The sequence below is a fragment of the Rathayibacter sp. VKM Ac-2754 genome (assembly GCF_009807095.1).
GTDB lineage: Bacteria > Actinomycetota > Actinomycetes > Actinomycetales > Microbacteriaceae > Rathayibacter.
Genome location: NZ_WUCC01000003.1, coordinates 416,020 through 439,775, shown reverse-complemented (window position 1 = coordinate 439,775; position 23,756 = coordinate 416,020). Strand labels below are relative to the sequence as shown.

The following is a 23,756-nucleotide window of genomic DNA, read 5'->3' as shown; positions in this document are numbered from 1 at the left end:
GTGCCCCCCTCCGCGACGGATCTCGCTCCCGGCGGCCGCGCAGCGCTCCTCGGGATCCTCAACGTCACTCCCGACTCGTTCAGCGACGGCGGTCGCTGGCTCTCGGTCGACGACGCCGTGCGGCACGGTCTCGCGATGACCGCCCCGTCGGGGACCGGCGTCGCCTCGTTCGGCGCCGATCTCGTCGACGTCGGCGGCGAGTCGACCCGACCCGGGGCGCCCCGGGTCGACGCCCGCGCCGAGCAGGCCCGCGTCCTCCCGGTGATCCGCGCCCTCGCCGCCGAGGGCGTGCGCGTCAGCGTCGACACGATGAGCGCGTCGACGGCCGCTGCGGCGCTGGACGCCGGCGCCGTCGTCGTCAACGACGTGTCCGGCGGGCTGGCCGATCCGGAGATGCTCCCGCTGGTCGCCGAGCGCGGCGCCGTCTACATCGCGATGCACTGGCGCGGCCACAGCGCCGACATGACCTCGCTCGCCACCTACTCCGACGTCGTCGCCGAGGTGCGGGGCGAGCTCGAGCGCCGGATCGACGCCGCCCGCGAGGCCGGCATCCGCGACGACCGGCTGATCCTCGACCCCGGGCTGGGCTTCGCCAAGAACGGCGAGCACGACTGGTCGCTGCTCGCACACCTCGAGGCGATCACGTCGCTCGGGTTACCGGTGCTCGTCGGGCACTCGCGCAAGCGCTTCCTCGCGCCGTTCGCGGCCCCCGGGGCGCCCGCGGTCGAGCGTGACGAGGTCACAGCGATGCTCACCCTCCTCGCCGCCGACCGCGGCGCCTGGGGGCTCCGCGTCCACGACGTCCGATCCAGCGCGCGCGCCATCGCGCTCGCCGCCCGACTCGCCCAGGAGCGCCCGTGACGATCGACCCCGCCTCCCTCGCCGTCCGCGACTCGATCACACTGACGGGCCTGCGCGTGCGGGCGCACCACGGCGTCTTCGACTTCGAGCGCGAGAACGGGCAGGACTTCGTCATCGATGCGACGGTCTGGCTCGACACCGCTCCCGCGGCGGACGGCGACGCGCTCGCCGAGACCGTGCACTACGGCGAGCTCGCGATCGCCCTCTCCGACGCCGTGACCCGCGACCCGGTCGACCTCATCGAGACGGTCGCCGAGCGCCTCGCGCAGGTCGCCCTGGGCTTCGCCGCGGCCGAGATCGTGCGGATCACGGTGCACAAGCCCGACGCCCCGATCCCGCTGCCCTTCGACGACGTCGCCGTGCAGATCACGAGGAGCCGCTCGTGAGGCCGCGACAGCAGCGGATCCGGCCGGAGCGGCACGTGGTCCTCGCGCTGGGCGGCAACCTCGGCGACCGGCTGGCCCATCTCTCCGACGCGGTGCGCGCCCTCGCGACGACGCCCGGGGTGCGGGTCCTGGCGGTGTCCAAGGTCGTCGAGTCGCCGGCGTGGAAGCTCGAGGGAGTGGACCACGACGCCCCCGCCTACTTCAACGCGGTCGTCACGGCCTCGACGACCCTCGAGCCCGACGACCTGCTCGCCGCGACCTCCGCGATCGAGCTCGCCGGCGGCCGGCTCCGCGGCGAGGGCGAGGAGCGCTGGGGCGACCGCACCCTCGACATCGACGTCATCGCGATGGGAGGCGTCACCCGCGACGACCCGCACCTCACGCTGCCCCACCCGAGGGCTTACGAGCGGGCGTTCGTGCTCGAGCCGTGGCTCGACGTCGAGCCGTCGGCGGTGCTGCCCGGCGCCGGCCCGATCGCCGACCTCCGGATCCGCGCGACCGATCGGGTCGAGGACCGGCCGGAGACGATAGCGTGGCGGAGCGGCGCCTCCTCCGGGATCGCCCCGACGAGCACCGCCCCCGGACACCCCGATCCCGAGAGCAGCACTCCGTGAAGCGCACCCGCATCAGCACCCTCCTCGGCCTCGGCCTCGCGGGCGCCGTCGCCGGCTTCCTCCTCGACCTGGCGATCGCCTCCTCCGGTCTCCCCGTCCTCATCCCGCCGCTGACGGTGCCGCTCACCCTCGTGGTCGTGGCGGCGCTCGTGCTCGGCTTCGCGATCCCCATCCACCGGGCGACGAAGGGCACGCTCCGGCGCCCCATCGACCCGTTCCGCGCGATGCGGGTCGTCGTGCTCGCCAAGGCGTCCAGCCACGTCGGCGCGCTCCTGCTCGGAGCCTCCGGCGGCATCCTCCTCTACCTGCTGAGCCGGGCCGTCATCCCTTCGCTAGGCTCCGTGTGGCAGGACGTCGCCACGATCGTGGGCTCCGTCGTCCTCCTGGTGGCCGGCCTGGTCGCCGAGCACCTGTGCACCATCCCACCGAGTGACGACGACGATCCCGTCGTCGGCGAGGTGAACCACGCCTGACGCCGACTCCTGTCGGGCGCGGGCAGGGAGGACGTCATCGTGACCGACGAGCCGGAGTCGCGACCCGCGGCCGGAGAGCGTCGCAGCCGACGCGAGGCGGTCGCTCTCGAGGGTCGACGGCTCGACGTCCCGGGGGAGTGGCGCCGCGTCTCGCCGAAGTACGTGGCCGTCGAGATCGTGTCGGCCGTGGTCTCGAGCGTCGTCCTCCTGGCGGTCCCCGTGGTGCTCTGGCTGATCGGGGTCGAGTGGGCGCCGCCGCTGCTGGTCGCGGCCGCCGCGCTCGCGGTGACCCTCCTGATCGTCGCGCCCCGCCGCGCCCGCGCCTACGGCTACCTCCTCCGCGACGACGACCTGCTGTTCCGTCGCGGCATCATGTTCCAGCGCTTCGTCTCGGTGCCCTACGGCCGCATGCAGCTCATCGACGTCAACCGCGGGCCGCTCGCGCGAGCGCTGGGCCTCGCCGACCTGCGCTTCGTCACGGCCGCCGCGGCGACGGGCGTCAGCATCCCCGGTCTCGTCGCCGGCGAGGCGGAGGAGCTGCGCGACCGACTCGTCGCGCTCGCCGAGTCGCGCCGGGCCGGCCTGTGAGCGACGCCCCCGCCGCCGCCGTCCGCGGCATCGAGACCGATCTCGCCGACGGGGAGTGGCACCGTCTGCACCCCGCCACGCCCGTGCTCAAGGGCGGGATCGGCCTGCTGGTCGTCCTCGGCATCGTCATCACCAACCTCCGCGAGCGCCTGGTCGAGCTCTTCCTCCCCGGCCCCGGCGGCTACGCGAGCGGCGACCCGGTCGACGAGCTGCTGCGCCGCGGACTCATCGGCTGGGCGCTGCTCGCCGTGGCCGTGGGGCTCGCGATCGCGGTCTTCGCGTTCTGGCTCTCGTGGCGGATGCACACCTTCCGCATCACCGACGAGGTGGTCGAGGTGCGCTCCGGCGTCCTCTTCCGCACGAACCGCCGGGCGCGGCTCGACCGCATCCAGGGCATCGCCGTGCAGCGTCCGCTCTTCGCCCGGCTCTTCGGAGCGGCGAAGCTCGAGGTGAGCGTCGCCGGTCAGGACGCGAACGTCCAGCTCTCGTACCTCGGGTCGAGGCTGGTGGACGCGCTCCGCCGCGACATCCTGCGACTGGCCTCGGGGGTCCGCGAGCGCGAGGCGGTGGCGGCCGGCGCCGCGCCCGCCGGCGGGTTCCTGTCGCGCCGGCTCGAGGAGTTCGTCGACGTCGATGACGAGGGGACGCCTCCGGAGTCGGTGGTGTCGATCCCGCCGGGACGTCTGCTGGGCTCGCTGGTCTTCAGCGGCTTCACGGTGTTCCTCGCGGTCTCGGTGGTCGCCGTGGTCCTCGTCGCCGTCTACGGATCGCCCTACATCCTGTTCGCGATCCTGCCGGGCCTCATCGGCTCGGGCAGCTACTACATCCGCCAGTTCGTCCGCTCGCTGCGCTACTCGATCGCGGGCACGCCCGACGGCGTCCGCGTCGGCTACGGCGTGCTCTCGACCAGCAGCGACACGCTGCCGCCGGGCCGGATCCACGCCGTCGAGATCACGCAGCCGCTGCTCTGGCGCCCGTTCGGCTGGTGGCAGGTCAAGATCGACCGCGCCGGCCACGCCGCCTCCCGCGGGGCCAACGGCGAGCCGAACACGACGATCCTGCCCGTGGGCGATCTCGTCGCGGTCGAGCGCGTGCTGGGCCTCCTGCTCCCCGGTCCGGCCGAGGGGGCGGAGGCGACCCCGGTCGGCGATGCGCTGCGCCTCCGCGACGCCCCCGGGTACACGCGGGCGCCCCGCGCCGCGGCCTGGCTCCGGCCGCTCTCGTTCCGGCGGACCGGCTACCGGCTCACCGAGGACGTCGTCGTGATCCGCAGCGGTGCGGTGTGGCGGCGGGTCGCCGTGGTCCCGCTCGCGCGGATGCAGAGCGTCGGAGTGCAGCAGGGACCGATCCAGCGCCTGCTCGGCCTCGCCTCGGCGCGGGTGCACACGGTCACCGGCCCGGTGACGCCGATGGTGCCGGTGATGAGCGTCGCCGACGGGCGCCGGTTCTTCGACGAGCTGGCGCGCGCCGGAGTCGCCGCCGCCGGGCGCGACGACAGCCACCTGTGGGGGAGGCGCCCCGCCCCGGCGCGCGCCGCCGCCCCCGTCTCCTGGCCGGCCCCGCTCGATCGCGCCGCCTGGCCCGCACCGGAGGGACCACCGCATGCCTGACAGCCGTCGAGACGGGCGCCTCGGAGTGGGCGTCATCGGAGCCGGCCGCGTCGGCCCCGTGCTCGGTGCGGCGCTCGCCAACGCGGGCCACGCCGTCATCGGCATCGCGACGACCAGCGAGAGCGGCCGCGAGCGCGCCGACGCGCTGCTCCCCGGTGTGCCGGTGCTCGCCGTGCCCGACCTGGTCGAGCGCAGCGAGCTCGTCGTCCTCGCCGTCCCCGGAGGCGAGATCGCGGCTCTGGTCGCGGGTCTCGCGGCGACCGGCGCTTGGCAGCCCGGGCAGCTCGTGCTGCACACGGCTCCCGAGCACGGCTACGGGGTGCTGGCGCCGGCGCTCGCCTCCGGAGTCATCCCGCTCGCGGTGCACCCGGCGATGGCGTTCAGCGGGACGAGCCTGGATCTCGCGCGCCTCTCCGAGACCTACTTCGCCGTGACGGCCCCCGGGCCGGTGCTCCCGATCGCCCAGGCGCTGGTCGTCGAGATGGGCGGCGAGCCCGTGACGGTCGCGGAGGCGGACCGCGCGGCCTACGCGGAGGCCGTCTCGACCGCGACCACCTTCTCGACCGCGATCGTCGATCAGGCCGCCGGCCTGCTCGCCGGCATCGGCATCGACAAGCCGGGCTTCTTCCTCTCGAGCCTCGTGCGCTCCTCGGTCGACGACGCCCTGCGCCGGGCGGCGGGCTGACCGCGTCCCTCCTGCCCGGAGAACCCGTACCCGTCGAGACCGCCGGTAGGACGTGGCTGCTTCGACGTGAGCTGGTTCCCTCGGCTCTCAGGAGGGTGCGGCTCGCGTCCGACGGGCGACGGCGGCCAGCAGGACGACCGCGGCGAGAGCGACGGCGGCGGCGAAGCCCCAGGCGAGCGGTGCATAGCCCGCGGACGCGACCACCGAGCCGGCGACGACGCTCGCGACTCCACCGCCCAGGTTGATGAGCAGATCGGTCGCGCCCTGCGTGAGGGTCCGTTCTCGTGGACCTATGGCTTCGGTCACGAGAGTCGAGCCGGCCACCATCCCCAGCGACCAGGCGATGCCGAGCAGAGTGAGCCCGAGGGCGAAGACCACTGCACCGCGGGAGGCGCCGACCGCCAGCACGCCGGCGGCGACGACGGCCACTCCCAGCCCGGCCGCGCCGCTGCGCAGAGCGCCCGCGCGACGCACGAGGAGGCCGAACAGCGGGCTGAGCGCATACATCGCGGCGAGGTGCGCGCTCATCAGCAGCCCGACGACGCCGGTCGGCTCGTCCTCGTGGTGCAGGTGCACCGGTGCCATGGTCATCAGCGCGATCATCGTCGCGTGCACCGCTGCGGTGACGGCGAGTCCGGCCACCGCTCGCGGGTGGGCCAGGAAGACGGCGATCACGTCCGCGGTCCGAGCGGACTCGCGGCGCTGCGGCGTCGTCGCGACCTCGGTCCGGCGGAGCCCGACGACCACGCAGGCCGCGGCAGAGCCGTAGAGGACTGCGGGGAGCAGGAACGCCGGAGCGCTCGCGAGACCGGTCGCGCCGGCGAGGTTCGGTCCGACGATCGATCCCACGGTCGATGCCCAGAGGACGAGAGCGATCGCCACTGCAGTGTCCCTCGGCGCCAGATCGGCGGCGGCGAAGCGCGCTGCGAGACCGGCGACGGTCCCGCCTCCGATCAGTGCGGCGGCAGCGAGGAACAGCACCCAGAGGTCGGCTGCGACCGCGGCTGCACCGATGACCGAGCCGAGCGCGGCCGTCCCGTAGGCGACGGCCAGAGCAGCCCGCCTCCCGAACCGCAGAGTGAGCCGCGCGATCGGAACCGTGAGCGCGCTCGCTCCGACGACCGTCGACGTCTGCACGAGTCCTGCGATCTGCTCGGACCCGGAGAGGGTGAGAGCCGTGACGCTCGCGATCGTCAGCACCAGCCCGGCGGCGGTCGACGCGGCGACCTGCGCGAGCGCGAGAGGAAGGAGTCCGGGCCAGAGCAGTGCGTCTCGTTTTCGCCGAGGCAGGCGCGGATCGGTGGTCATCTGTCGGGGGATCGGTAGAAGAACGGTGCCTCGTCGCCCACCAGGTGGAGCGCGACGCGGCGTTCGAAGTCCTGATAGGTGCGGGACTCGTGTTCGGTCAGGATCTCCTCGTTCGGTGTCGATATCGCGACTCCGCGCCAGGGGCGGATCCGGGTGGCGGTGTTCTCGATCCGCGGCGAGTACGGACCGGTCTCCGGGTGGACCGTCCCCCTGACGGCGAGGAGGGGATGCAGCCCCCAGCGCATCGCGTTCTCGAAGCAGGCCTCGACATCGGAACGGTCGAGGGTGGTGGAGGCGGGGGAGCGCCAGCGGCGGGCTGCTGCGAGCAGCTCGACGAGGTCGGACCTCCATCCGGGTTCGGTGAAGGACACGTGCTCGCAGAGCGGGCGGGTGTCGTTCAAGGGGCTCCGCATCAGAAGTGAGATCTTCTCGTCCACGAACGCTACCTCGCCGGCAGCTGCAGGCGAGGCCGTTGCGCGGACCTGTGGACAAGGGCGACTGCATCGACGGTGGGGTGTGGTCGCTGCTTCCGGCGACGAGCGGCGGACGAGGCTCAGGCAGAGCCAGCGCCAGGGAGAGGGGACGCGGCTCCGCCGGTAGGGTTCTCGGGTGATCAGCACCATCGAACGCATCGACGCCCTCCGCGAGCGGCTGCAGGAGGTGCGTCGCGCTGGTCGGAGCATCGCCCTCGTCCCCACGATGGGCGCCCTGCACGACGGTCACCTCGCGCTCGTCGAGCGGGCCCGCGAGATCGCCGACGTCGTGGTCGTCTCGGTCTTCGTCAATCCGCTGCAGTTCGGCCCCTCCGAGGACCTCGACCGCTACCCCCGGGATCTCGAGGCCGACCTGGCTCTCCTCGAGCGGAAGGGGGTCGAGTACGTCTTCGCCCCGACCGTCGCCGAGATGTACCCCGACGGCTCCACCTCGACCCGCGTCGTCGCGGGCAGGGTCGGCTCGCTCTACGAGGGCCGCTCGCGCCCCGGCCACTTCGACGGCATGCTCACCGTCGTCGCGAAGCTCCTGCACATCGTGCAGCCCGACGCCGCCCTCTTCGGGCAGAAGGACGCCCAGCAGCTCTTCCTCGTGCGCCGGATGGTGCGCGATCTCGATCTCCCCGTCGCGATCGAGGCCGTCGAGACGGTCCGCGAGGAGGACGGCCTCGCGCTCTCGAGCCGCAACCGCTACCTCGACGCCCGCGAGCGCCGCGCCGCGCGCACGGTGCCGCTGGTGCTCGAGGCGGCCGCGTCCGCCTCCGACCGGGGCGTCGACTCCGTCATCGCCGCCGCTCAGTCGGCCGCGATGGGCGAGCCGCTGGTTAAACTGGACTACCTCGTCGTCGCTGACCCGACGACGCTCCTCCCGGTCGACGACGACTACCGCGGCCCGGCCCTCGTGCTCGTCGCCGCGGTCGTCGGCTCCACCCGCCTCCTCGACAACGGCCCGATCCTGCTCGCCTGATCGCGCCCGACCGCCTCCGATCGAAAGCACCGTTCCGCCATGGCCGACACCCCCGACGCCCCCGCCGAGCTCTCCCCCGAGGAGGCCTCGGAGCAGAAGGCCGTGCGCCTGGCCAAGCGCGAGCGCCTGCTCGAGCGCGCCGGCGACGATCTCGGAGGCGGCGCCTATCCGGTCTCCGTCGGCGTCACCGACACGATCGCCGCGGTCCGCGCGCGCCACGCTGGTCTCGAGCCCGACACGAAGACGAGCGACCGCGTCGGCCTCGCCGGTCGCGTCGTCTTCCAGCGCAACACGGGCAAGCTCTGCTTCGCGACCCTGCAGTCCGGCGACGGCGCCCGCATCCAGGCGATGGTCTCGCTCGGCGACGTCGGCGACGAGTCGCTCGCGGCCTGGAAGGAGCTCGTCGACCTCGGCGACCATCTCTTCGTCGAGGGCGAGGTCATCTCGAGCAAGCGCGGCGAGCTGAGCGTCTGGGTCTCGGAGTGGATCATCGCCGCGAAGGCGATCCTGCCGCTCCCGAACCTGCACAACGAGCTCGGCGACGAGACGCGGATGCGCCAGCGCTACCTCGACCTGATCGTGCGCCCGCAGGCCCGCGACACGGTGGTCACCCGCGCGAAGGTGAACGCCTCGCTCCGCAGCACCTTCGCCGGTCACGACTTCCTCGAGGTCGAGACCCCGATGCTGCAGGTGATGCACGGCGGCGCCTCCGCCCGCCCCTTCGCCACGCACTCGAACGCGTTCGACACCGAGCTGTTCCTCCGCATCGCGCCCGAGCTCTACCTCAAGCGCGCGGTCGTCGGAGGCATCGAGCGGGTCTTCGAGATCAACCGCAACTTCCGCAACGAGGGCGCCGACTCGACGCACTCGCCCGAGTTCGCGATGCTCGAGGCCTACCAGGCCTACGGCGACTACACCTCGATCGCCGACCTCACCCAGGAGCTGATCCAGAACGCGGCGCTCGCCGTCGCCGGATCGCACGTGGTCACCTGGGCCGACGGCACCGAGTACGACCTCGGCGGCGAATGGGAGCGGATCTCGATGTACGAGAGCCTCTCGCTCGCGGCCGGCATCGAGATCACTCCGTCGACCGCGCTCGTCGAGCTCGAGACCCTCGCCGAGCGCGAGGGCGTCGAGGTGCACGTGCCCACCCACGGCAAGTACGTCGAGGAGCTCTGGGAGCACTTCGTGAAGGGCGGCCTCACCCGGCCCACCTTCGTGATGGACTTCCCGGTCGACACCTCGCCGCTGGTCCGCGCGCACCGCAGCATCCCCGGCGTCGTCGAGAAGTGGGACCTCTACGTCCGCGGGTTCGAGCTCGCGACCGGCTACTCCGAGCTGGTCGACCCGGTCGTGCAGCGCGAGCGCTTCGTCGAGCAGGCCCGGCAGGCGGCCGCGGGCGACGACGAGGCGATGCGTCTCGACGAGGACTTCCTCCGCGCCCTCGAGCACGGCATGCCGCCCACCGGCGGGATGGGGATGGGCATCGACCGCCTCCTGATGGCGATCACCGGCCTCGGGATCCGCGAGACGATCCTGTTCCCCCTGGTCAAGTAGGCGCTGCCCGACGTGGTCCGCGCATCCAGCATCGTCGCGACGGCGCTCGCCGGCGTCCTCACCCTCGCGCAGTTCGGGGTGGGCGCGGCCGTCGCCGCCTCCGTCCTGGTCGACTCCGCCGATCTCGGCACGGCGCTCGCCGACCAGCGGGCGGCCGAGGCGTTCACTCCCGACGAGACGATCAGCGGATTCGCGGACCGCACCGCGATGTCGACCCGCGGCCGCGCGCTCTACTACGCCTCCAGCCCCTCCGTCGAGCCGACCACCGGGTTCAACACGCTCTGCGGCTACGGCGCCTCCGACGAGATCGTGCTCGGCTGCTACACGGGCAGCGACATCTACATCTCGGACGTCGAGAACGCCGACCTCGACGGGATCCGCGACGTCACGGCCGCCCACGAGATGCTGCACGCCGCGTGGGTGCGCCTCGACGCCGACGAGCAGGCCGAGCTCGGCGCCGAGCTCGAGGCGGCCTACGCCGCGCTGCCCGCCGACGGACCGATCGCCGAGCGGCTCGAGCTCTACCGCACCGGCGGCCTCGGCGAGCGCGTCAACGAGCTGCACTCCATCCTGGGCACGGAGGTGGCGGATCTGCCGCCGGCGCTCGAGGCGCACTACGCCGCCTACTTCACCGACCGCTCCGTCGTCGTCGGGCTGAACGCGCGCTACGAGGCCGTCTTCACCGATCTCGAGAACCGCATCGCCGATCTGGTCGCCCGGATCGACGCGATGTACGCCGACCTGACCGCGCGGGTCGACGCGAACAACGCCGACTACGACGCGCTGAACGCCGAGATCGACGACTTCAACGCGCGCGCCGACAGCGGCGACTTCCCCTCGACGGCGGCGTTCGAGCAGGAGCGGGCCGATCTGCTCGAGCGCGGCGACGCGATCGACGCGACGCGCGACACCATCGACGCCGACATCGCGGTCTACGACGGGCTGCGCGCGGAGCTCGAGGGCCTGAACGCCGACGCCTCGGCGCTCAACCAGTCGATCGAGAGCCGATAGGCGCTCCCCACCGCGTTCCCCGGCCACTGCCGAGCCCCTCCCGGCGCCGCCCGGTAGGATCGCCCCATGGACTGGGAGATCTGGAATCAGGGGCTGTGGGCACTCGTGCCGACGGTCAGCGTCGGGCTCCTCTTCTGGTTCATCATGCGGGCCGTGATCCGCTCCGACCGCAACGAGCGCCGCGCCTACGACCGCATCGAGGCCGAGGAGCGCGCCCGCCGCGGTCTTCCGCCCCGCGACGCCTGAGCTTTTCAGAACAAGACTTCTCAGAACCAGGCTTCTCAGGACCAGTCACGTCAGAGACCGCGTCTCCAGTGACGGTTCCTCGAGAGACAGGTTCTCCGGAGACCAGCCGCCCCGGCCGGTCCGACTCGATGCACACCGACAGACCGACCGGCGAGGAGATGCGGTGACGGGTCCCGACTGGTCGCTGGTGCTCGCCGTGGGGGCGATCGTCGTCGAACTGATCGTGCGCGTCATCGCCGTGATCGTCGTCCCGCGCAACCGCCGCCCGACGACCGGACTCGCCTGGCTGATGGCGATCTTCCTCATCCCCTACGTCGGCATCCTCCTGTTCCTGTTCATCGGCAGCTACAAGCTGCCGCGCCGGCGGCGGCGCAAGCAGGAGGAGATCAACCGCTTCATCCTCGAGTCGACCGACGGCATCGATCGGGTCGCGCGCAACCACCCGTGGCCCCAGTGGCTCGAGTCGGTGGTCACGCTCAACCGCAACCTGGGGGCGATGCCGCTGGTCGGAGGCAATGACGCGAGCCTCCAGGGCGGCTACGAGGAGACCATCCGGGCGATGGCCGACGAGATCGACCGCGCCCGGCGCTACGTGCACTGCGAGTTCTACATCCTCGCGGCCGACTCGACCACGGCGCCGTTCTTCGCCGCGCTCGACCGGGCCGTGGCCCGCGGAGTGACGGTGCGGATCCTCCTCGACCACATCGCGTCCATCCGCGTGCCGGGGTACTTCAGCGGCACCCGCCGACGCCTCCGCGCACTCGAGAAGGCCGGCGCGAAGTGGTCGTACATGCTGCCCGTGCGCCCCTGGCGGCTGCAGTACCAGCGGCCCGATCTCCGCAACCACCGCAAGCTCCTGATCGTCGACGGCAACACGGCCTTCATGGGGTCGCAGAACGTCGTCGACTCGAGCTACAACAAGCGCGGCAACATCCGGCGGGGGCTGCACTGGCACGATCTGATGGTGCGCCTCGAGGGGCCGGTCGTGCAGGGCATCAACGCCATCTTCATCACCGACTGGTACAGCGAGACCGACGAGCTGCTGCTGCGCGAGTCGGAGCCGATGGAGGCGCTGCAGAGGCGCGACACCATCGACTGCCAGGTCGTGCCGAGCGGGCCCGGGTTCGACGGCGAGAACAACCTCCGGCTCTTCCTCACGCTGCTGTACTCGGCGCAGAAGTCGATCATCATCACGAGCCCGTACTTCGTCCCCGACGAGGCGATGCTCTACGCGATCACGACGGCCACCCGCCGCGGGGTGCACGTCGAGCTGTTCGTCTCCGAGATCGGCGACCAGGCCGTGGTCTACCACGCGCAGCGCTCCTACTACGAGACGCTCCTGACCTCGGGCGTGCGGATCTGGATGTACCGCAAGCCCACGATCCTGCACGCGAAGCACTTCACCATCGACGACGACGTCGCCGTCATCGGCTCGAGCAACATGGACATGCGCTCGTTCACCCTCAATCTCGAGGTGTCGCTCATGGTCCGCGGATCGGAGTTCGTCGAGGACCTGCGCGAGGTCCAGCAGAGCTACCGCGAGCACTCCCGCGAGCTGACGCTGCGCGAGTGGCGGCAGCAGCCGCTGCGCTCGACCGTCCTCGACAACCTGGCGCGCCTCACCTCCGCCCTGCAGTGACACCCCCGGACGGGGCCGAGACGAGGATGTCTCACGTCTCCTAGACTCCCGGAGGACGAACGCTCCGCGATCGTCCTCACGAACGGAGTCGCCACCGTGGTCCCTCGCCCGTCCCTGCTCAATCCGCTGAGCGTTCCCCTGAGCCCGGGCGTCCGCTCCGTCCGCCTGCGCGGCAGCGACGGAGTAGCGGCGCTGCGCCGCACCCTCGAGATCGCCGTCGACCTCCCGGCGGGCTTCCGGATGGACCTCGCCCTCGCCTCGGTCGAGAACCTCCGAGTCGTGCACGTCGTCTCCACGGCATTCGCAGCCTGCTGGCCCGGGCCGTCCGCCTCCGACGGCGCGTCGGCGTTCGTGCTGCCGATGGAGGGGACGCTCATCCTCGAGTCCGCCGAGGGCGTCGTCACCGTCACCGACGGCGGGATCGCGCTCTCGGCCGACTCCCCGGCGATCATCCGCGCGGGCCGCGTGGTGCGCTTCCTCGTGCTCTGCCTCGACGCACCCGCCTCCGAGCGCTCCCGCCGCGTCGAGCCCGCGCGCACCCTCCCCGAGTCGGCGCTGACGGCCTCCGCTCGCACCGTGCTGCGCGCCTTCCTCGCCGACCTCGACATCGGGCACCCGGTGCAGTCCGAGTACCTGCAGGGCACGGTGCTGCGGCTCGCGCGCATCCTCGGGGCCGAGCGCGAGGAGGAGGACACCGAGCGGCTCGGCCTGCACGACATGGTCGACGCGGCGATCCAGGTCATCCGCACCGACTACAGCGATCCGCTGCTCGACCCGGGCACCGTCGCACGGCGCTGCCGGGTCAGCCTCCGCACCCTCCAGCGCGCCGTCGCCGACGAGCGCGGCACCACGCTGCGCGAGCTGATCTCGACGGTCCGCACCGAGAACGCGCTCCGTCTGGTCGGCACGGCCGAGGCGGCGGGGCTGCCGCTGAGCGACATCGCGCGGCGCTCCGGGTTCTCGTCCCCCGAGCGCCTCCGCCGGGCGATCACGACCGAGACGGGACTCTCGCCCAGCGAGTACCGTCGGCGGCTCCGGCTCGAGGATCGGGTGGCCGGCTGAGCGGAGCGTCCGGCGTCGCACGCAAGGGGCTGGCTCGGTCGGGGATCGCGGCGTAGCGTCGGAGACTCCCCAGCACCGGTGCACGCGGCTCCGCTTCGGCGCGTCGCCCGGTCCGGGGTCCGAGAAGGGACACGGACATGACGGCATCCGGAACGACGCGCATCCTCATCCTGGGCGGCGGCTACGTCGGCCTCTACACCGCCTGGGGGCTCGAGAAGCGGCGCGGACTCGCTCCGATCGACGTCACCCTGGTCGAGCCCAACCCCTACATGACCTATCAGCCGCTGCTGCCCGAGGTGGCGGGCGGCCACGTCCAGCCGCGGCACGTCACCGTGCCCCTGGTCTCGGCGCTGAAGCACACCCGCGTCATCCGCGGAGCGATCACCGGAGTCAGCCTCGCCGACCGCGTCGCGACGGTCGCCGCCCTCGACGGCTCGACCCGCACGCTCGCCTTCGACCAGGTCGTCTTCGCCCTCGGCGCCGTCACCCGCACCTTCCCCACGCCCGGTCTCGCCGAGCACGGCATCGGCTTCAAGACGGTCGAGGAGGCGGCGCACCTGCGCGACCGCGTGCTCGAGAACGTCGCGCGCGCGGCCCTGACCACCGACTCCGCCGAGCGCCGCCGGCTGCTCACCTTCGTCTTCGTCGGCGGCGGCTACACGGGCGTCGAGGCGCTGAGCGAGCTGCTCGACCTCAGCCGCCGCGCCCTGGCCGCACAGCCGTCGCTCTCGATGGGCGACGTCACCTGGCACCTCGTCGAGGCCCTCGACCGCGTCGCGCCCGAGGTCGGCCCCGAGCTGTCCGGATGGACCCTCGACCACCTGCGCTCGCGCGGTGTGCACGTGCACCTGAAGACCACGATGCCCTCCTGCGAGGACGGCGTGGTCGAGCTCTCGACCGGCGAGCGGATCCCCGCGGCCACGATCGTGTGGACGGCCGGAGTGAAGCCGAACCCGATCCTCGACGCCACCGACGTCCCCCGCGGACCCCGGGGGCACGTCTCGGCCGACGCACGCCTCCGGGTGGTCACGGACGACGGCGAGCCGGTCGCCGGCGCGTGGGCGGCGGGGGACGGAGCGCAGGTTCCCGACCTGACCGCCGAGAAGCAGCCCGCCTACTACCCGCCGAACGCGCAGAACGCCGTGCGGCAGGCCAAGCTGCTCGCGCAGAACATCGTGGGCGACCTCACCGGCGGCGTCGTCGAGGAGTACCGCCACGTCTCGGTCGGCACGGTCGCCGAGTACGGGCTCGGCAAGGGCGCGGGGATCATCAAGGGCGTGAAGCTGCGGGGTCCGCTCGCCTGGCTCGCCCACCGCGCCTACCACGGCGCCGCGATGCCGAGCCTGGACCGCAAGTGGCGGATCATCTCGGGCTGGCTCGTCGACGCGGTCGCTCCGCGCGACCTCTCGCCGATGACGGCGCTGCAGGATCCGCGACGTGCCTTCCGGGAGAGTGCGGAGGCGACGGACGAGGCGGCGGCCCGGAAGGCGGCGGCCGACAAGGCGACGGCCGACGAGGTGACGAAGGAGTCCTGACGCGGATCGGGCTCAGGCCGGGCGCGGCTTGAGTCGGACCGTCGGCAGCGTCGGCGCGGGCAGCGCGCGGCCGTCGTAGCCGGTGACAGTGCCGAACGGGCCGTCGGAGTCGCCTCCTGCGATGACGTCGGCCTGCCAGCGCTCCCGGGCAGCTGCCACATCGTCGTGGCTGCGCCCGACGAAGTTCCACCACATCACGAGCTGCTCGGCGAAGGGCTCACCGCCGAGGAGCACGACGCGTCCGCCCGCCTCGCCGGCCGACAGCGTGAGGGACGAGCGGCCGGGCGCGAGGTAGGCGAGGTCGGAGCGCTCGACGTCGACGCCCTCCACCCCGATCGGTCCGGAGTCGACGAGGACGCCGTACTCCCACTCCGTCTCCACGGGCAGCTCGATCCGCGCGCCGGGCTCGAGGTCGATCTGCGCGGCGACGAGGGGCGTGAACACGCTCGCGGGCACCGAGGCGCCGAGCATCCCGCCGACGAAGACCCGCACGACCGCGCCCGGCAGCTCGACGCGCACCCCGTGATGGTGCTCGAAGAACGGATCGACGACCCGCGCCTCCTCGGGCAGCGCGACCCAGAGCTGCACCCCGTGCAGCACGGGCGCGGATCCGGTCGAGACCTCGGAGTGCGAGATGCCGCGGCCCGCCGTCATCAGGTTGAGCTCGCCCGGCCGCACCAGCTGGTGGCTGCCGACGCTGTCGCGGTGGTCGATCTCGCCCTCGAAGAGCCAGCTGACGGTCTGCAGCCCGGTGTGGGGATGCGGCGGGACGTCCATGCCGGCTTCGTCGCCGAGAGTCACCGGCCCGTAGTGGTCGGCGAAGCACCACGCGCCGATCGTCGAGCGCGAGCGCTGGGGGAGCGTGCGGCGCACCTCGATCGCGCGCGGTCCGCCGAGCGGCACCAGGCGCGCCTCCAGGATCTCGACGGGCGAGCCGTCGGTGGCACGACCGGTGGGCTCGGCGGCGACCGGGTGCTCGTCCGGGTGCCGCTCCAGGTTGCTCATCCGGGAAGTGTATGCCTGTGCATGGAGTGGCGGCAGGGTCAGGGGACGCTGCAAGCGGGCTCGACGTCGTCGTCCGCGCCGGTGGGGGCGACGACCGCGGGCGCCTCGACCGGCGCCGATGCCCCGGGGACCTCGATGCGGACGGCGTCCGAGCCGTCGTCGCCTCCGGCGATCGCCTCGGCGACGGTGCGGTGCACCAGCTCGACGTCGGGCTGCTCAGGGAGGGTGAGCGGCTCGCCGAGCTCGACACGGACGAACGGCTGGGTGCGGCTCGACACCGCGAGACGCGCCAGCGCGGGCAGCGCATCCGCGGGGAGGCTCGTCAACACGTTCTCGGTGCCCGAGCGCGCGATCGCGGTGAACCGGGCCAGGACGCTCAGGGGATCGACCTGGCGGAACAGCGCCGCCTGGAGGCAGCCCTGCCGCTCGGCGCGGTCCTGGTCGGAGGTGTTGACGCGCGACCGGGCGAACCAGAGCGCCTCGGAGCCGTCCAGGTGCTGCAGCCCCGTGGCGATCGGCGGCCCGTACTCGACCGGCTTCCCGCTGCCGTCGTCGGGGACGCCGGCCTGCAGGACGGGGCGGGTCACGATCACCGAGACGCCGCCGAGCGCGTCGACGAGATCGGCGAAGCCGGTCATCCGGATCGACACCGTCGCCGAGACGGGCAGGCCGGTGTAGCCCTCGACCGCGTCGCGCATCGCGTCGGCGCCCGGGTCCTCGCTCCCGGGGTAGAGCTCGGGATGCGTCGCGCCGTACTGGTACGTGTGGTTGATGCCGCAGCCGGCGAGGCAGCGAGTGCCGTCGGGCAGGGCCGCAGCGAGCGCCGAGCCCTCTGGGTAGAGGAAGTTCGCGGCGGTGCGCGGGATGCCGAACAGCACGCTCCGGCCGGTGACGGCGTCGACGCTGACCAGGGTGAGGGAGTCGGGCAACAGCACCTGATCGCGCAGCGGATCGTCGTCGAGCCCCATCAGCAGGATGTTGTACCGGCCGTCGACGGGCACCGGGCCGCGGCCCGAGGCGAAGACGGAGGAGAGCAGCGAGTACTGCGCTGCGGTGGTCGACACCCACCAGGCCGTCGCTCCGAGCGGGAGCGCGACGGCGACCGCGGTGGCGAGCGCGAGGACCGTGCGGCTCGTGCGGCTCGTGCGGCTCGTGCGGCGGAGGAGCAGGCGGGCGACGGCGATCGGACCCGAGATCCAGAAGAGGCCGAGGGCGGCGCCAGCGACGCCGGCGATCAGCACGGCGCGCGCGTCCGTCGCGAGGGCGACCAGCCGCGATGGGTCGGAGGAGACGGCCGCAACGAGCAGCGCGACCGCGAGGACGGCGAGGGCGGCGACCGCGAATCGGATCGCGGCGGAGCGGTGGTGCCGGAGCAGGCCGTGCCCGAGCCCGGGAACGAGCGCCGAGCTCGTCACCGCGATGACCGCGCGGATCGCCGGGACTGCGCCGGCCGTGGAGACGGGCGGGCCGCCGTGCGTCTGCACGTCGGACCCGCCCGTCTCCGCCGTCACGCGTCAGGCGGTCGCGCGGCGGCGACGCGCCACGACGAGTCCGCCGGCACCGGCGGCGACGAGCAGCGTCGCGACGAGGGCGGCAGCGCCCGTCTCGACACCGGTCTCGGCGAGGTGCGCGCCGGTCTTCGTGCCGGTCTTGGTGCCCGTGTTCACGACGGGGGCGACGGCGACGGGCGTCGGGGCGGGCGTGACCTCGGGAGCCGCGGCGGCCCCTCCGTCGAGGGTCGCGCTCGTGAGGATGCGTCCGTAGGAGTCCATCAGCGCGACCGTGTGCGGGTCGGTGGTGTACTCGGCGCCGATCGTCGTCGTGACAGATCCGCCCACGATCGGCGCGGAGCCGATGGTGGTCGGCTCGGAGTAGATCACCGTGGACGTGGTCTGGCCGTCGAGGTCGCCCCCGGTCGCCCAGTACAGGTCGGAGAACGTGAGGTCGAAGGCCTCGCCGACGTAGTAGCTCGAGGGCGAGAGGGACGCGACGGTCAACGGCACGATCGAGGTCTCGAGGGCGTCGAGGGTCGGCGCGCTGACGGTCGGCACCGTACCGTCGACGGCCGAAGTACCGGCCGCCGGGTCGACGTCGAACTCGATGGCTCCGCCGCGGTAGATGGCGGCGGTGACCTGCGGGTCCGGGAGCTCGAGCCCGGTGTGCGGTGCGCTCGGGCTGAAGAAGTAGAGGTTCACCGGACCCGCGAAGTTCTGGACGGTGGCGTCGCCCTCGGCGTCGAGCGAGGCCTTCTCGAGATGCCAGACACCGCCGTTGTCCTTCTCGGACTTGGGCAGCTGCGACTGGACGAAGACGTCGTAGCCCGCGTAGTCGGGGCCGGCATCGACCGTCAGCGTGCCGCCGTTGTGGGCGATCGCCTCGGCCAGGTCGTCCGATTCGGCGGCGGTGGCCGGCGTCGCCGCGAGCAGGGCGAGTCCGAGAGTGGCCGCGGTGGCGGCGATGGCGCCGCGCGTGCGAGGGCGTGCGAGAAGTGTCATGTGGTGCTGTCCCCCCAAGGGATCATGGCTCTCACCTGCGAGAGCGCTCAGCCAGAGTGGCGGAAGCGGGCTCCTCGAGCAACACCCTCGAGAGGGATGTCGGCAGGTGGAGGGAAGCGGTACCGCACCGCCCTGCTGTCCTGTGTCAGGCGGTCACGCGGCGACGCGCCACGACGAGTCCGCCGGCACCGGCGGCGACGAGCAGGGTCGCGATGAGGGCGGTGGAGCCCGTCTCGACGCCGGTCTCGGCGAGGTGCGCGCCGGTGGAGGTGCCCGTCCTGGTGCCCGTGTTCACGACCGGAGCCGCGGCGACCGGAGTCGTGGCGGGCGCGGCCTCGGGAGCCGCCGTTGCGCCTCCGTCGAGGGTCGCGCTCGTGAGGATGCGTCCGTACGAGTCCATCAGCGCGACCGTGTGCGGGTCGGTCGTGTACTCGGCGCCGATGGTCGTGGTGACCGCTCCGCCGGCGATGGCCGCCGTGCCGATCGTCGTCGGGTCGGAGTAGATCACCGTGGACGTGGTCTGGCCGTCGAGGTCGCCCGGTCCCGCCCAGTAGAGGTCCGAGAACGTGAGGTCGAAGGCCTCGCCGACGGAGTAGCTGGAGGGCGCGACGGACGCGTTGGTCAACGGCGTGATGTAGACCTCGAAGTTCTCGAGAGCCGGCGGCGTCACGCTCGGGACTGCTCCGTCCACCACGGCCGTCCCGGCGGCGACGTCGACGTCGTACTCGATCGACTCGCCACGGTAGACGGCGGCGGTCGCATCCGGCTCCGGCAGCTCGAGTCCCACGCTCGGGGAGCTCGGGCTGAAGAAGTAGAGGTTCACGGGGCCGGCGAAGTTGTACACGAGCGCGTCGCCCTCCGCGTCGAGCGACGCCTTCTTGATGACCCATTCGCCCGAGTCGCCCCTCGCTCCGTAAGGGAGCTGCGCCTGAACGAAGACGTCGTAGCCCGCGTACTCGGGGCCTGCGTCGATCGAGATGCCGCCGCCGTTGAAGAAGATGGCGTCGTCCCAGTCGGAGGGGTTGTCAGCGTCATCGGCGGTGGCCGGCGTCGCCGCGAGCAGGGCGAGTCCGAGAGCGGCCGCGGTGGCGGCGATGGCGCCGCGCGTACGCGGGCGTGCGAGAAGCGTCATGTGGTGCTGTCCCCCCGAGGGATCGCGGCTCTCACCTGTGAGAGCACTCAGTCACGATCCCGTACACGGGGACGACTCCGCAACAGCCGCACGGGGATGTCGTCCGACGGTCCCGGACAGGGGCCACGAAGGGGGCGCCCGACGCGGGCCTCGAACAGAGGGCTCCGAACACCCTCACGCCCAGGGCGAACAGGGGGTCCGACCGGGAGGACCGCTGGTTACAGTCGATCTATCGGAGCCCACCCCTGCGGGTTCTGTAGGGAGTGACAGCATGTTCGAGAGATTCACCGATCGCGCACGGCGCGTCGTCGTCCTGGCCCAGGAAGAGGCCAAGATGCTCAATCACAACTACATCGGCACGGAGCACATCCTGCTCGGGCTGATCCACGAGGGCGAAGGAGTCGCCGCCAAGGCGCTCGAGTCCCTCGGCATCTCGCTCGACGCGGTGCGCGAGCAGGTCCAGGACATCATCGGCCAGGGGCAGCAGCAGCCCACCGGCCACATCCCCTTCACGCCGCGTGCGAAGAAGGTCCTCGAGCTGTCGCTCCGCGAGGCGCTGCAGCTCGGCCACAACTACATCGGGACCGAGCACATCCTGCTCGGCCTCATCCGCGAGGGCGAGGGCGTCGCCGCTCAGGTCCTCGTCAAGCTCGGAGCCGATCTCAACCGCGTGCGCCAGCAGGTCATCCAGCTGCTCTCGGGGTACCAGGGCAAGGAGCAGGTCGCCGTGGGCGGTGAGCAGCAGCAGCCCCAGGGCGGCTCGCAGATCCTCGACCAGTTCGGCCGCAACCTCACCCAGGCCGCGCGCGACAACAAGCTCGACCCGGTCATCGGGCGCGAGAAGGAGATCGAGCGGGTCATGCAGATCCTCTCCCGCCGCTCCAAGAACAACCCCGTGCTGATCGGCGAGCCCGGCGTCGGCAAGACCGCCGTCGTCGAGGGCCTCGCGCAGGCGATCGTCCGCGGCGACGTCCCCGAGACGCTCAAGGACAAGCAGCTCTACACGCTCGACCTCGGCTCGCTCATCGCCGGCTCGCGCTACCGCGGAGACTTCGAGGAGCGCCTCAAGAAGGTGACGAAGGAGATCCGCACCCGCGGCGACATCATCACCTTCATCGACGAGATCCACACCCTCGTCGGCGCAGGGGCCGCTGAGGGCGCGATCGACGCCGCCTCGATCCTCAAGCCGCTGCTCGCCCGCGGCGAGCTGCAGACGATCGGCGCGACCACGCTCGACGAGTACCGCAAGCACTTCGAGAAGGACGCCGCGCTCGAGCGCCGATTCCAGCCGATCCAGGTCGCGGAGCCGTCGCTGCCCCACACGATCAACATCCTCAAGGGGCTGCGCGACCGCTACGAGGCGCACCACAAGGTGTCCATCACCGACGGTGCGATCGTCTCGGCGGCCAACCTGGCCGACCGCTACATCAGCGACCGCTTCCTCCCCGACAAGGCGATCGACCTGATCGACGAGGCCGGCGCGCGCCTGCGCCTCTCGATCCTCTCGGCACCGCCCGAGCTGCGCGACTTCGACGACCGCATCGCCGTCGTCCGCGCCGCCAAGGAGGCCGCGATCGAGGACCAGGACTTCGAGAAGGCCGCGTCGCTCCGCGACGAGGAGAAGCAGCTGCTCGGTGAGCGCCTGCGCCTCGAGAAGAAGTGGAAGTCGGGCGACGTCAAGGCGACCGGTGTCGTCGACGAGGGCCTGATCGCCGAGGTCCTCGCACAGGCGACCGGCATACCGGTGTTCAAGCTGACCGAGGAGGAGTCGTCGCGACTCGTCTTCATGGAGAAGGCGCTGCACCAGCGCGTCATCGGTCAGGAGGAGGCCATCGCGGCCCTCTCGCGCACCATCCGCCGCACCCGCGCGGGTCTCAAGGACCCCAAGCGCCCCTCCGGGTCGTTCATCTTCGCCGGCCCCACGGGCGTCGGCAAGACCGAGCTGGCCAAGGCGCTCGCCGAGTTCCTCTTCGACGACGAGAACGCGATGATCTCGCTCGACATGTCGGAGTACGGCGAGAAGCACACGGTCTCGCGGCTGTTCGGTGCCCCTCCCGGCTTCGTCGGCTTCGAGGAGGGTGGACAGCTCACCGAGAAGGTGCGTCGCAAGCCGTTCAGCGTGGTCCTCTTCGACGAGATCGAGAAGGCCCACCCCGACATCTTCAACTCGCTCCTCCAGATCCTCGAGGAGGGTCGTCTCACCGACGGCCAGGGGCGCGTCGTCGACTTCAAGAACACCGTCATCATCATGACCACCAACCTCGGTGCTCGTGACATCGCCGGTGGTCCCGTCGGGTTCCAGATCGAGGGCGACAACGCCACCGGCTACGACCGCATGAAGGGCAAGGTCAACGAGGAGCTGAAGAAGCACTTCAAGCCCGAGTTCCTCAACCGCGTGGACGACGTCATCGTCTTCCCGCAGCTGTCGAAGCCGGAGCTGCTCCAGATCGTCGACCTGTTCATCAAGCGCCTGGGCGACCGTCTGCTCGACCGCGACATGACCGTCGAGCTGACGCAGTCGGCGAAGGAGCGCCTCATCGAGGTCGGGTTCGACCCGGCCCTCGGAGCGCGCCCCCTCCGCCGCGCGATCCAGCGCGAGATCGAGGACCAGCTGTCCGAGCGGATCCTGCACGGCGAGCTGGGTGCGGGCGACCACATCCACGTCGACTTCGTCGCGAACGGCTTCGTCTTCACGACGACTCCGCGGCTGATCTCGATCAGCGCCGGTGCGACGACCGGGGCGGCGACCGCCGGCTCGGCGACTCCCGACCTGATGGCGTAGCACCGACTGTTCACAGCGGCTGAAGGCCCGTTCCTCCTCGGAGGGGCGGGCCTTCGTCGTGCCGCGACCGGTCGCGCGCCCGCGGCTCTAGGCTTGTCGGATGGCTGATTGGAAGTACCCGGTGCGCCGGGCCCGCACGAGCGACGTCCCCTTCATCCAGGAGCTGAGCGAGCCGCTGGTGAACGAGCGCGTCCTGCTCGGCAAGGACCGCGTGGTGCTCTACGGCGCGGTGCAGGAGTTCCGGATCGCCGAGGACGGCGAGGGCAGCCGGATCGGCTGCGGCGCCCTGCACGTGATGTGGGACGACCTCGCGGAGGTGCGGACGCTGGCCGTCGCGCAGGACTGGCTCGGCAAGGGGGTCGGGCACCACATCCTCGAGCGGCTCGAGAACGACGCCCGCGAGCTCGGGCTGTCGCGGCTGTTCTGCCTCACCTTCGAGGTCGACTTCTTCTCGCGTCACGGCTTCTCGCCGATCGGCGAGAAGGTCGTCGATCCCGAGGTGTACGCCGAGCTCCTGCGCTCTCCCGACGAGGGCGTGGCCGAGTTCCTCGACCTCGCGCGGGTCAAGCCGAACACGCTCGGCAACACCCGCATGCTGAAGACGCTCTGACCGCACGGGCGTCGTAGCCTGGGCGGGTGACTCCGCCGCCCCGCCGACTGCCCTCCCGGGTCTACCGGCGACGCAGGGCGGGAGTGCTGCTCGCGCTGGTCGTGATCGTCGCCGGGATCGCCGTGGTGCTCTCGCTGCAGCCGTGGGCGGGTGCGCGCTCGACGGACGCGAGCGGGAGCCCGGCGGCCTCGTCCCTGCCGACCCTGTACCCGTCGACGGACCCGGGTGGCACGCCGGTCGCGGCTCCCGAGTGCACCGCGGCCTCGGTCGCGGTGACCGCGGTGACGGATGCGACGAACTACGCGGCGGGCGTGGATCCGCAGCTCTCGCTCTCGCTGGCGAACATCTCGAGCGCCGACTGCGTGATCAACGCGGGCACGAGTCAGCAGGTCTTCACCATCACGAGCGGCGCGGACCAGATCTGGACGTCGACCGACTGCCAGACCGGAGCGGCCGACCTCGAGGTGCTGCTCCAGGCCGGGCAGTCGGTGATGGGCAGCTCGCTCACCTGGGACCGCACGCGCTCCTCGCCCGACACCTGCTCCGGCGGTCGCGAGGCCGTGGCGGCCGGGGGAGCGGCGTACAACCTGTCGGTGTCGGTGGCGGGGATCGCCTCGGGATCGACGACGCAGTTCCTGCTGCAATAGGAGACCGGGTAGCCCATTCGGGGGACGAGTCGACCTTCCGCCGCGCGTAGCA

At 72.1% G+C, this 23,756-nt stretch carries 23 protein-coding genes; 17 read left to right on the top strand and 6 right to left on the bottom strand.

Annotated elements, in window-relative coordinates; all coding sequences use genetic code 11:
• From folP to GRS92_RS07555, 7 genes are read left to right on the top strand one after another with little or no spacing between them, the layout of a single operon-like run.
• Entirely contained in the window at positions 1–861 is an 861-nt protein-coding gene (gene folP / locus GRS92_RS07585; RefSeq protein ID WP_159854792.1) for a dihydropteroate synthase, read from the top strand.
• Positions 858–1,247, top strand: a complete 390-nt coding sequence (folB, locus tag GRS92_RS07580) for a dihydroneopterin aldolase (protein ID WP_235021864.1) — start codon at positions 858–860, stop codon at positions 1,245–1,247. Before folP ends, folB begins: the two co-directional genes overlap by 4 nt.
• Entirely contained in the window at positions 1,244–1,861 is a 618-nt protein-coding gene (gene folK / locus GRS92_RS07575) for a 2-amino-4-hydroxy-6-hydroxymethyldihydropteridine diphosphokinase (RefSeq protein ID WP_159854790.1), read from the top strand. Before folB ends, folK begins: the two co-directional genes overlap by 4 nt.
• Positions 1,858–2,334, top strand: a complete 477-nt coding sequence (locus GRS92_RS07570) for a DUF3180 domain-containing protein (protein ID WP_159854788.1) — start codon at positions 1,858–1,860, stop codon at positions 2,332–2,334. The genes folK and GRS92_RS07570 overlap by 4 nt, the downstream gene beginning before the upstream one ends.
• A gap of 39 nt (positions 2,335–2,373) precedes the next feature.
• A complete protein-coding gene (locus GRS92_RS07565) occupies positions 2,374–2,922 on the top strand; it encodes a PH domain-containing protein (protein ID WP_159854786.1) in 549 nt (182 codons plus the stop codon).
• A complete protein-coding gene (locus GRS92_RS07560) occupies positions 2,919–4,532 on the top strand; it encodes a PH domain-containing protein (RefSeq protein ID WP_159854784.1) in 1,614 nt (537 codons plus the stop codon). The genes GRS92_RS07565 and GRS92_RS07560 overlap by 4 nt, the downstream gene beginning before the upstream one ends.
• Positions 4,525–5,217 (top strand): Rossmann-like and DUF2520 domain-containing protein, encoded by a 693-nt coding sequence (locus GRS92_RS07555; protein ID WP_159854782.1) that lies wholly within the window; start codon positions 4,525–4,527, stop codon positions 5,215–5,217. Before GRS92_RS07560 ends, GRS92_RS07555 begins: the two co-directional genes overlap by 8 nt.
• Positions 5,218–5,304: 87 nt before the next feature.
• Here the strand turns inward: GRS92_RS07555 and GRS92_RS07550 are convergent, their stop codons facing one another.
• Together GRS92_RS07550 and GRS92_RS07545 are read right to left on the bottom strand one after the other, a co-directional pair.
• A complete protein-coding gene (locus GRS92_RS07550; RefSeq protein WP_159854780.1) occupies positions 5,305–6,525 on the bottom strand; it encodes an MFS transporter in 1,221 nt (406 codons plus the stop codon).
• Positions 6,522–7,148: a hypothetical protein gene (locus GRS92_RS07545; RefSeq protein ID WP_159854778.1), complete on the bottom strand. Its 627-nt coding sequence runs from the start codon at positions 7,146–7,148 to the stop codon at positions 6,522–6,524. Before GRS92_RS07545 ends, GRS92_RS07550 begins: the two co-directional genes overlap by 4 nt.
• Here GRS92_RS07545 and panC point away from each other — a divergent pair.
• From panC to GRS92_RS07510, 7 genes are all read left to right on the top strand, one after another.
• Complete coding sequence (panC, locus tag GRS92_RS07540; protein WP_159854776.1) at positions 7,135–7,983, top strand: pantoate--beta-alanine ligase; 849 nt, start codon at positions 7,135–7,137, stop codon at positions 7,981–7,983. The genes GRS92_RS07545 and panC overlap by 14 nt on opposite strands.
• A gap of 39 nt (positions 7,984–8,022) precedes the next feature.
• Entirely contained in the window at positions 8,023–9,540 is a 1,518-nt protein-coding gene (gene lysS, locus GRS92_RS07535) for a lysine--tRNA ligase (protein WP_159854774.1), read from the top strand.
• A gap of 12 nt (positions 9,541–9,552) precedes the next feature.
• A complete protein-coding gene (locus GRS92_RS07530) occupies positions 9,553–10,551 on the top strand; it encodes a hypothetical protein (RefSeq protein WP_159854772.1) in 999 nt (332 codons plus the stop codon).
• 66 nt (positions 10,552–10,617) lie between these two features.
• The gene (locus tag GRS92_RS07525) at positions 10,618–10,797 is read left to right on the top strand and encodes a hypothetical protein (RefSeq protein WP_159854770.1); all 180 of its coding nucleotides are present in this window, start codon (positions 10,618–10,620) and stop codon (positions 10,795–10,797) included.
• Between the two features lie 163 nt (positions 10,798–10,960).
• Positions 10,961–12,436, top strand: a complete 1,476-nt coding sequence (gene cls, locus GRS92_RS07520) for a cardiolipin synthase (RefSeq protein ID WP_159854768.1) — start codon at positions 10,961–10,963, stop codon at positions 12,434–12,436.
• A gap of 96 nt (positions 12,437–12,532) precedes the next feature.
• Positions 12,533–13,498 carry an AraC family transcriptional regulator gene (locus tag GRS92_RS07515; protein WP_159854766.1) on the top strand — a complete coding sequence of 322 codons (966 nt, stop codon included), beginning with the start codon at positions 12,533–12,535 and terminating at the stop codon, positions 13,496–13,498.
• A gap of 137 nt (positions 13,499–13,635) precedes the next feature.
• A complete protein-coding gene (locus tag GRS92_RS07510; RefSeq protein WP_159854764.1) occupies positions 13,636–15,033 on the top strand; it encodes an NAD(P)/FAD-dependent oxidoreductase in 1,398 nt (465 codons plus the stop codon).
• A gap of 12 nt (positions 15,034–15,045) precedes the next feature.
• On the opposite strand, the gene GRS92_RS07505 is transcribed toward GRS92_RS07510, so the two are convergent.
• The 4 genes from GRS92_RS07505 to GRS92_RS07490 all read right to left on the bottom strand — a co-directional run bounded on the left by GRS92_RS07505 (position 15,046) and on the right by GRS92_RS07490 (position 19,665).
• Entirely contained in the window at positions 15,046–16,038 is a 993-nt protein-coding gene (locus GRS92_RS07505) for a pirin family protein (protein ID WP_159854762.1), read from the bottom strand.
• 38 nt (positions 16,039–16,076) lie between these two features.
• Entirely contained in the window at positions 16,077–17,549 is a 1,473-nt protein-coding gene (locus tag GRS92_RS07500) for an LCP family protein (RefSeq protein WP_159854760.1), read from the bottom strand.
• A 3-nt stretch (positions 17,550–17,552) separates the two neighbouring features.
• On the bottom strand, positions 17,553–18,533 hold the full coding sequence (locus tag GRS92_RS07495) for an LPXTG cell wall anchor domain-containing protein (RefSeq protein WP_159854758.1): 981 nt from the start codon (positions 18,531–18,533) through the stop codon (positions 17,553–17,555).
• A gap of 145 nt (positions 18,534–18,678) precedes the next feature.
• Positions 18,679–19,665, bottom strand: a complete 987-nt coding sequence (locus GRS92_RS07490; protein WP_159854756.1) for a hypothetical protein — start codon at positions 19,663–19,665, stop codon at positions 18,679–18,681.
• A gap of 271 nt (positions 19,666–19,936) precedes the next feature.
• Between GRS92_RS07490 and GRS92_RS07485 the strand changes: the two genes are divergently transcribed.
• The 3 genes from GRS92_RS07485 to GRS92_RS07475 all read left to right on the top strand — a co-directional run bounded on the left by GRS92_RS07485 (position 19,937) and on the right by GRS92_RS07475 (position 23,704).
• The gene (locus GRS92_RS07485; RefSeq protein ID WP_159854754.1) at positions 19,937–22,447 is read left to right on the top strand and encodes an ATP-dependent Clp protease ATP-binding subunit; all 2,511 of its coding nucleotides are present in this window, start codon (positions 19,937–19,939) and stop codon (positions 22,445–22,447) included.
• A gap of 100 nt (positions 22,448–22,547) precedes the next feature.
• Entirely contained in the window at positions 22,548–23,057 is a 510-nt protein-coding gene (locus tag GRS92_RS07480; protein WP_159854752.1) for an amino-acid N-acetyltransferase, read from the top strand.
• Positions 23,058–23,083: 26 nt separating this feature from the next.
• On the top strand, positions 23,084–23,704 hold the full coding sequence (locus GRS92_RS07475; protein ID WP_159854750.1) for a hypothetical protein: 621 nt from the start codon (positions 23,084–23,086) through the stop codon (positions 23,702–23,704).
• Positions 23,705–23,756: the final 52 nt, after the last annotated feature.

What these genes read in the sequence shown, in the direction of transcription:
- GRS92_RS07505 (WP_159854762.1), bottom strand. Translation starts at nt 16,038, where the DNA reads ATGAGCAACCTGGAGCGGCACCCGGACGAGCACCCGGTCGCCGCCGAG.
- GRS92_RS07510 (WP_159854764.1), top strand. Translation starts at nt 13,636, where the DNA reads ATGACGGCATCCGGAACGACGCGCATCCTCATCCTGGGCGGCGGCTAC.
- GRS92_RS07490 (WP_159854756.1), bottom strand. Translation starts at nt 19,665, where the DNA reads ATGACGCTTCTCGCACGCCCGCGTACGCGCGGCGCCATCGCCGCCACC.
- GRS92_RS07480 (WP_159854752.1), top strand. Translation starts at nt 22,548, where the DNA reads ATGGCTGATTGGAAGTACCCGGTGCGCCGGGCCCGCACGAGCGACGTC.
- GRS92_RS07550 (WP_159854780.1), bottom strand. Translation starts at nt 6,525, where the DNA reads ATGACCACCGATCCGCGCCTGCCTCGGCGAAAACGAGACGCACTGCTC.
- GRS92_RS07485 (WP_159854754.1), top strand. Translation starts at nt 19,937, where the DNA reads ATGTTCGAGAGATTCACCGATCGCGCACGGCGCGTCGTCGTCCTGGCC.
- GRS92_RS07495 (WP_159854758.1), bottom strand. Translation starts at nt 18,533, where the DNA reads ATGACACTTCTCGCACGCCCTCGCACGCGCGGCGCCATCGCCGCCACC.
- lysS (WP_159854774.1), top strand. Translation starts at nt 8,023, where the DNA reads ATGGCCGACACCCCCGACGCCCCCGCCGAGCTCTCCCCCGAGGAGGCC.
- GRS92_RS07545 (WP_159854778.1), bottom strand. Translation starts at nt 7,148, where the DNA reads ATGGTGCTGATCACCCGAGAACCCTACCGGCGGAGCCGCGTCCCCTCT.
- GRS92_RS07525 (WP_159854770.1), top strand. Translation starts at nt 10,618, where the DNA reads ATGGACTGGGAGATCTGGAATCAGGGGCTGTGGGCACTCGTGCCGACG.
- GRS92_RS07555 (WP_159854782.1), top strand. Translation starts at nt 4,525, where the DNA reads ATGCCTGACAGCCGTCGAGACGGGCGCCTCGGAGTGGGCGTCATCGGA.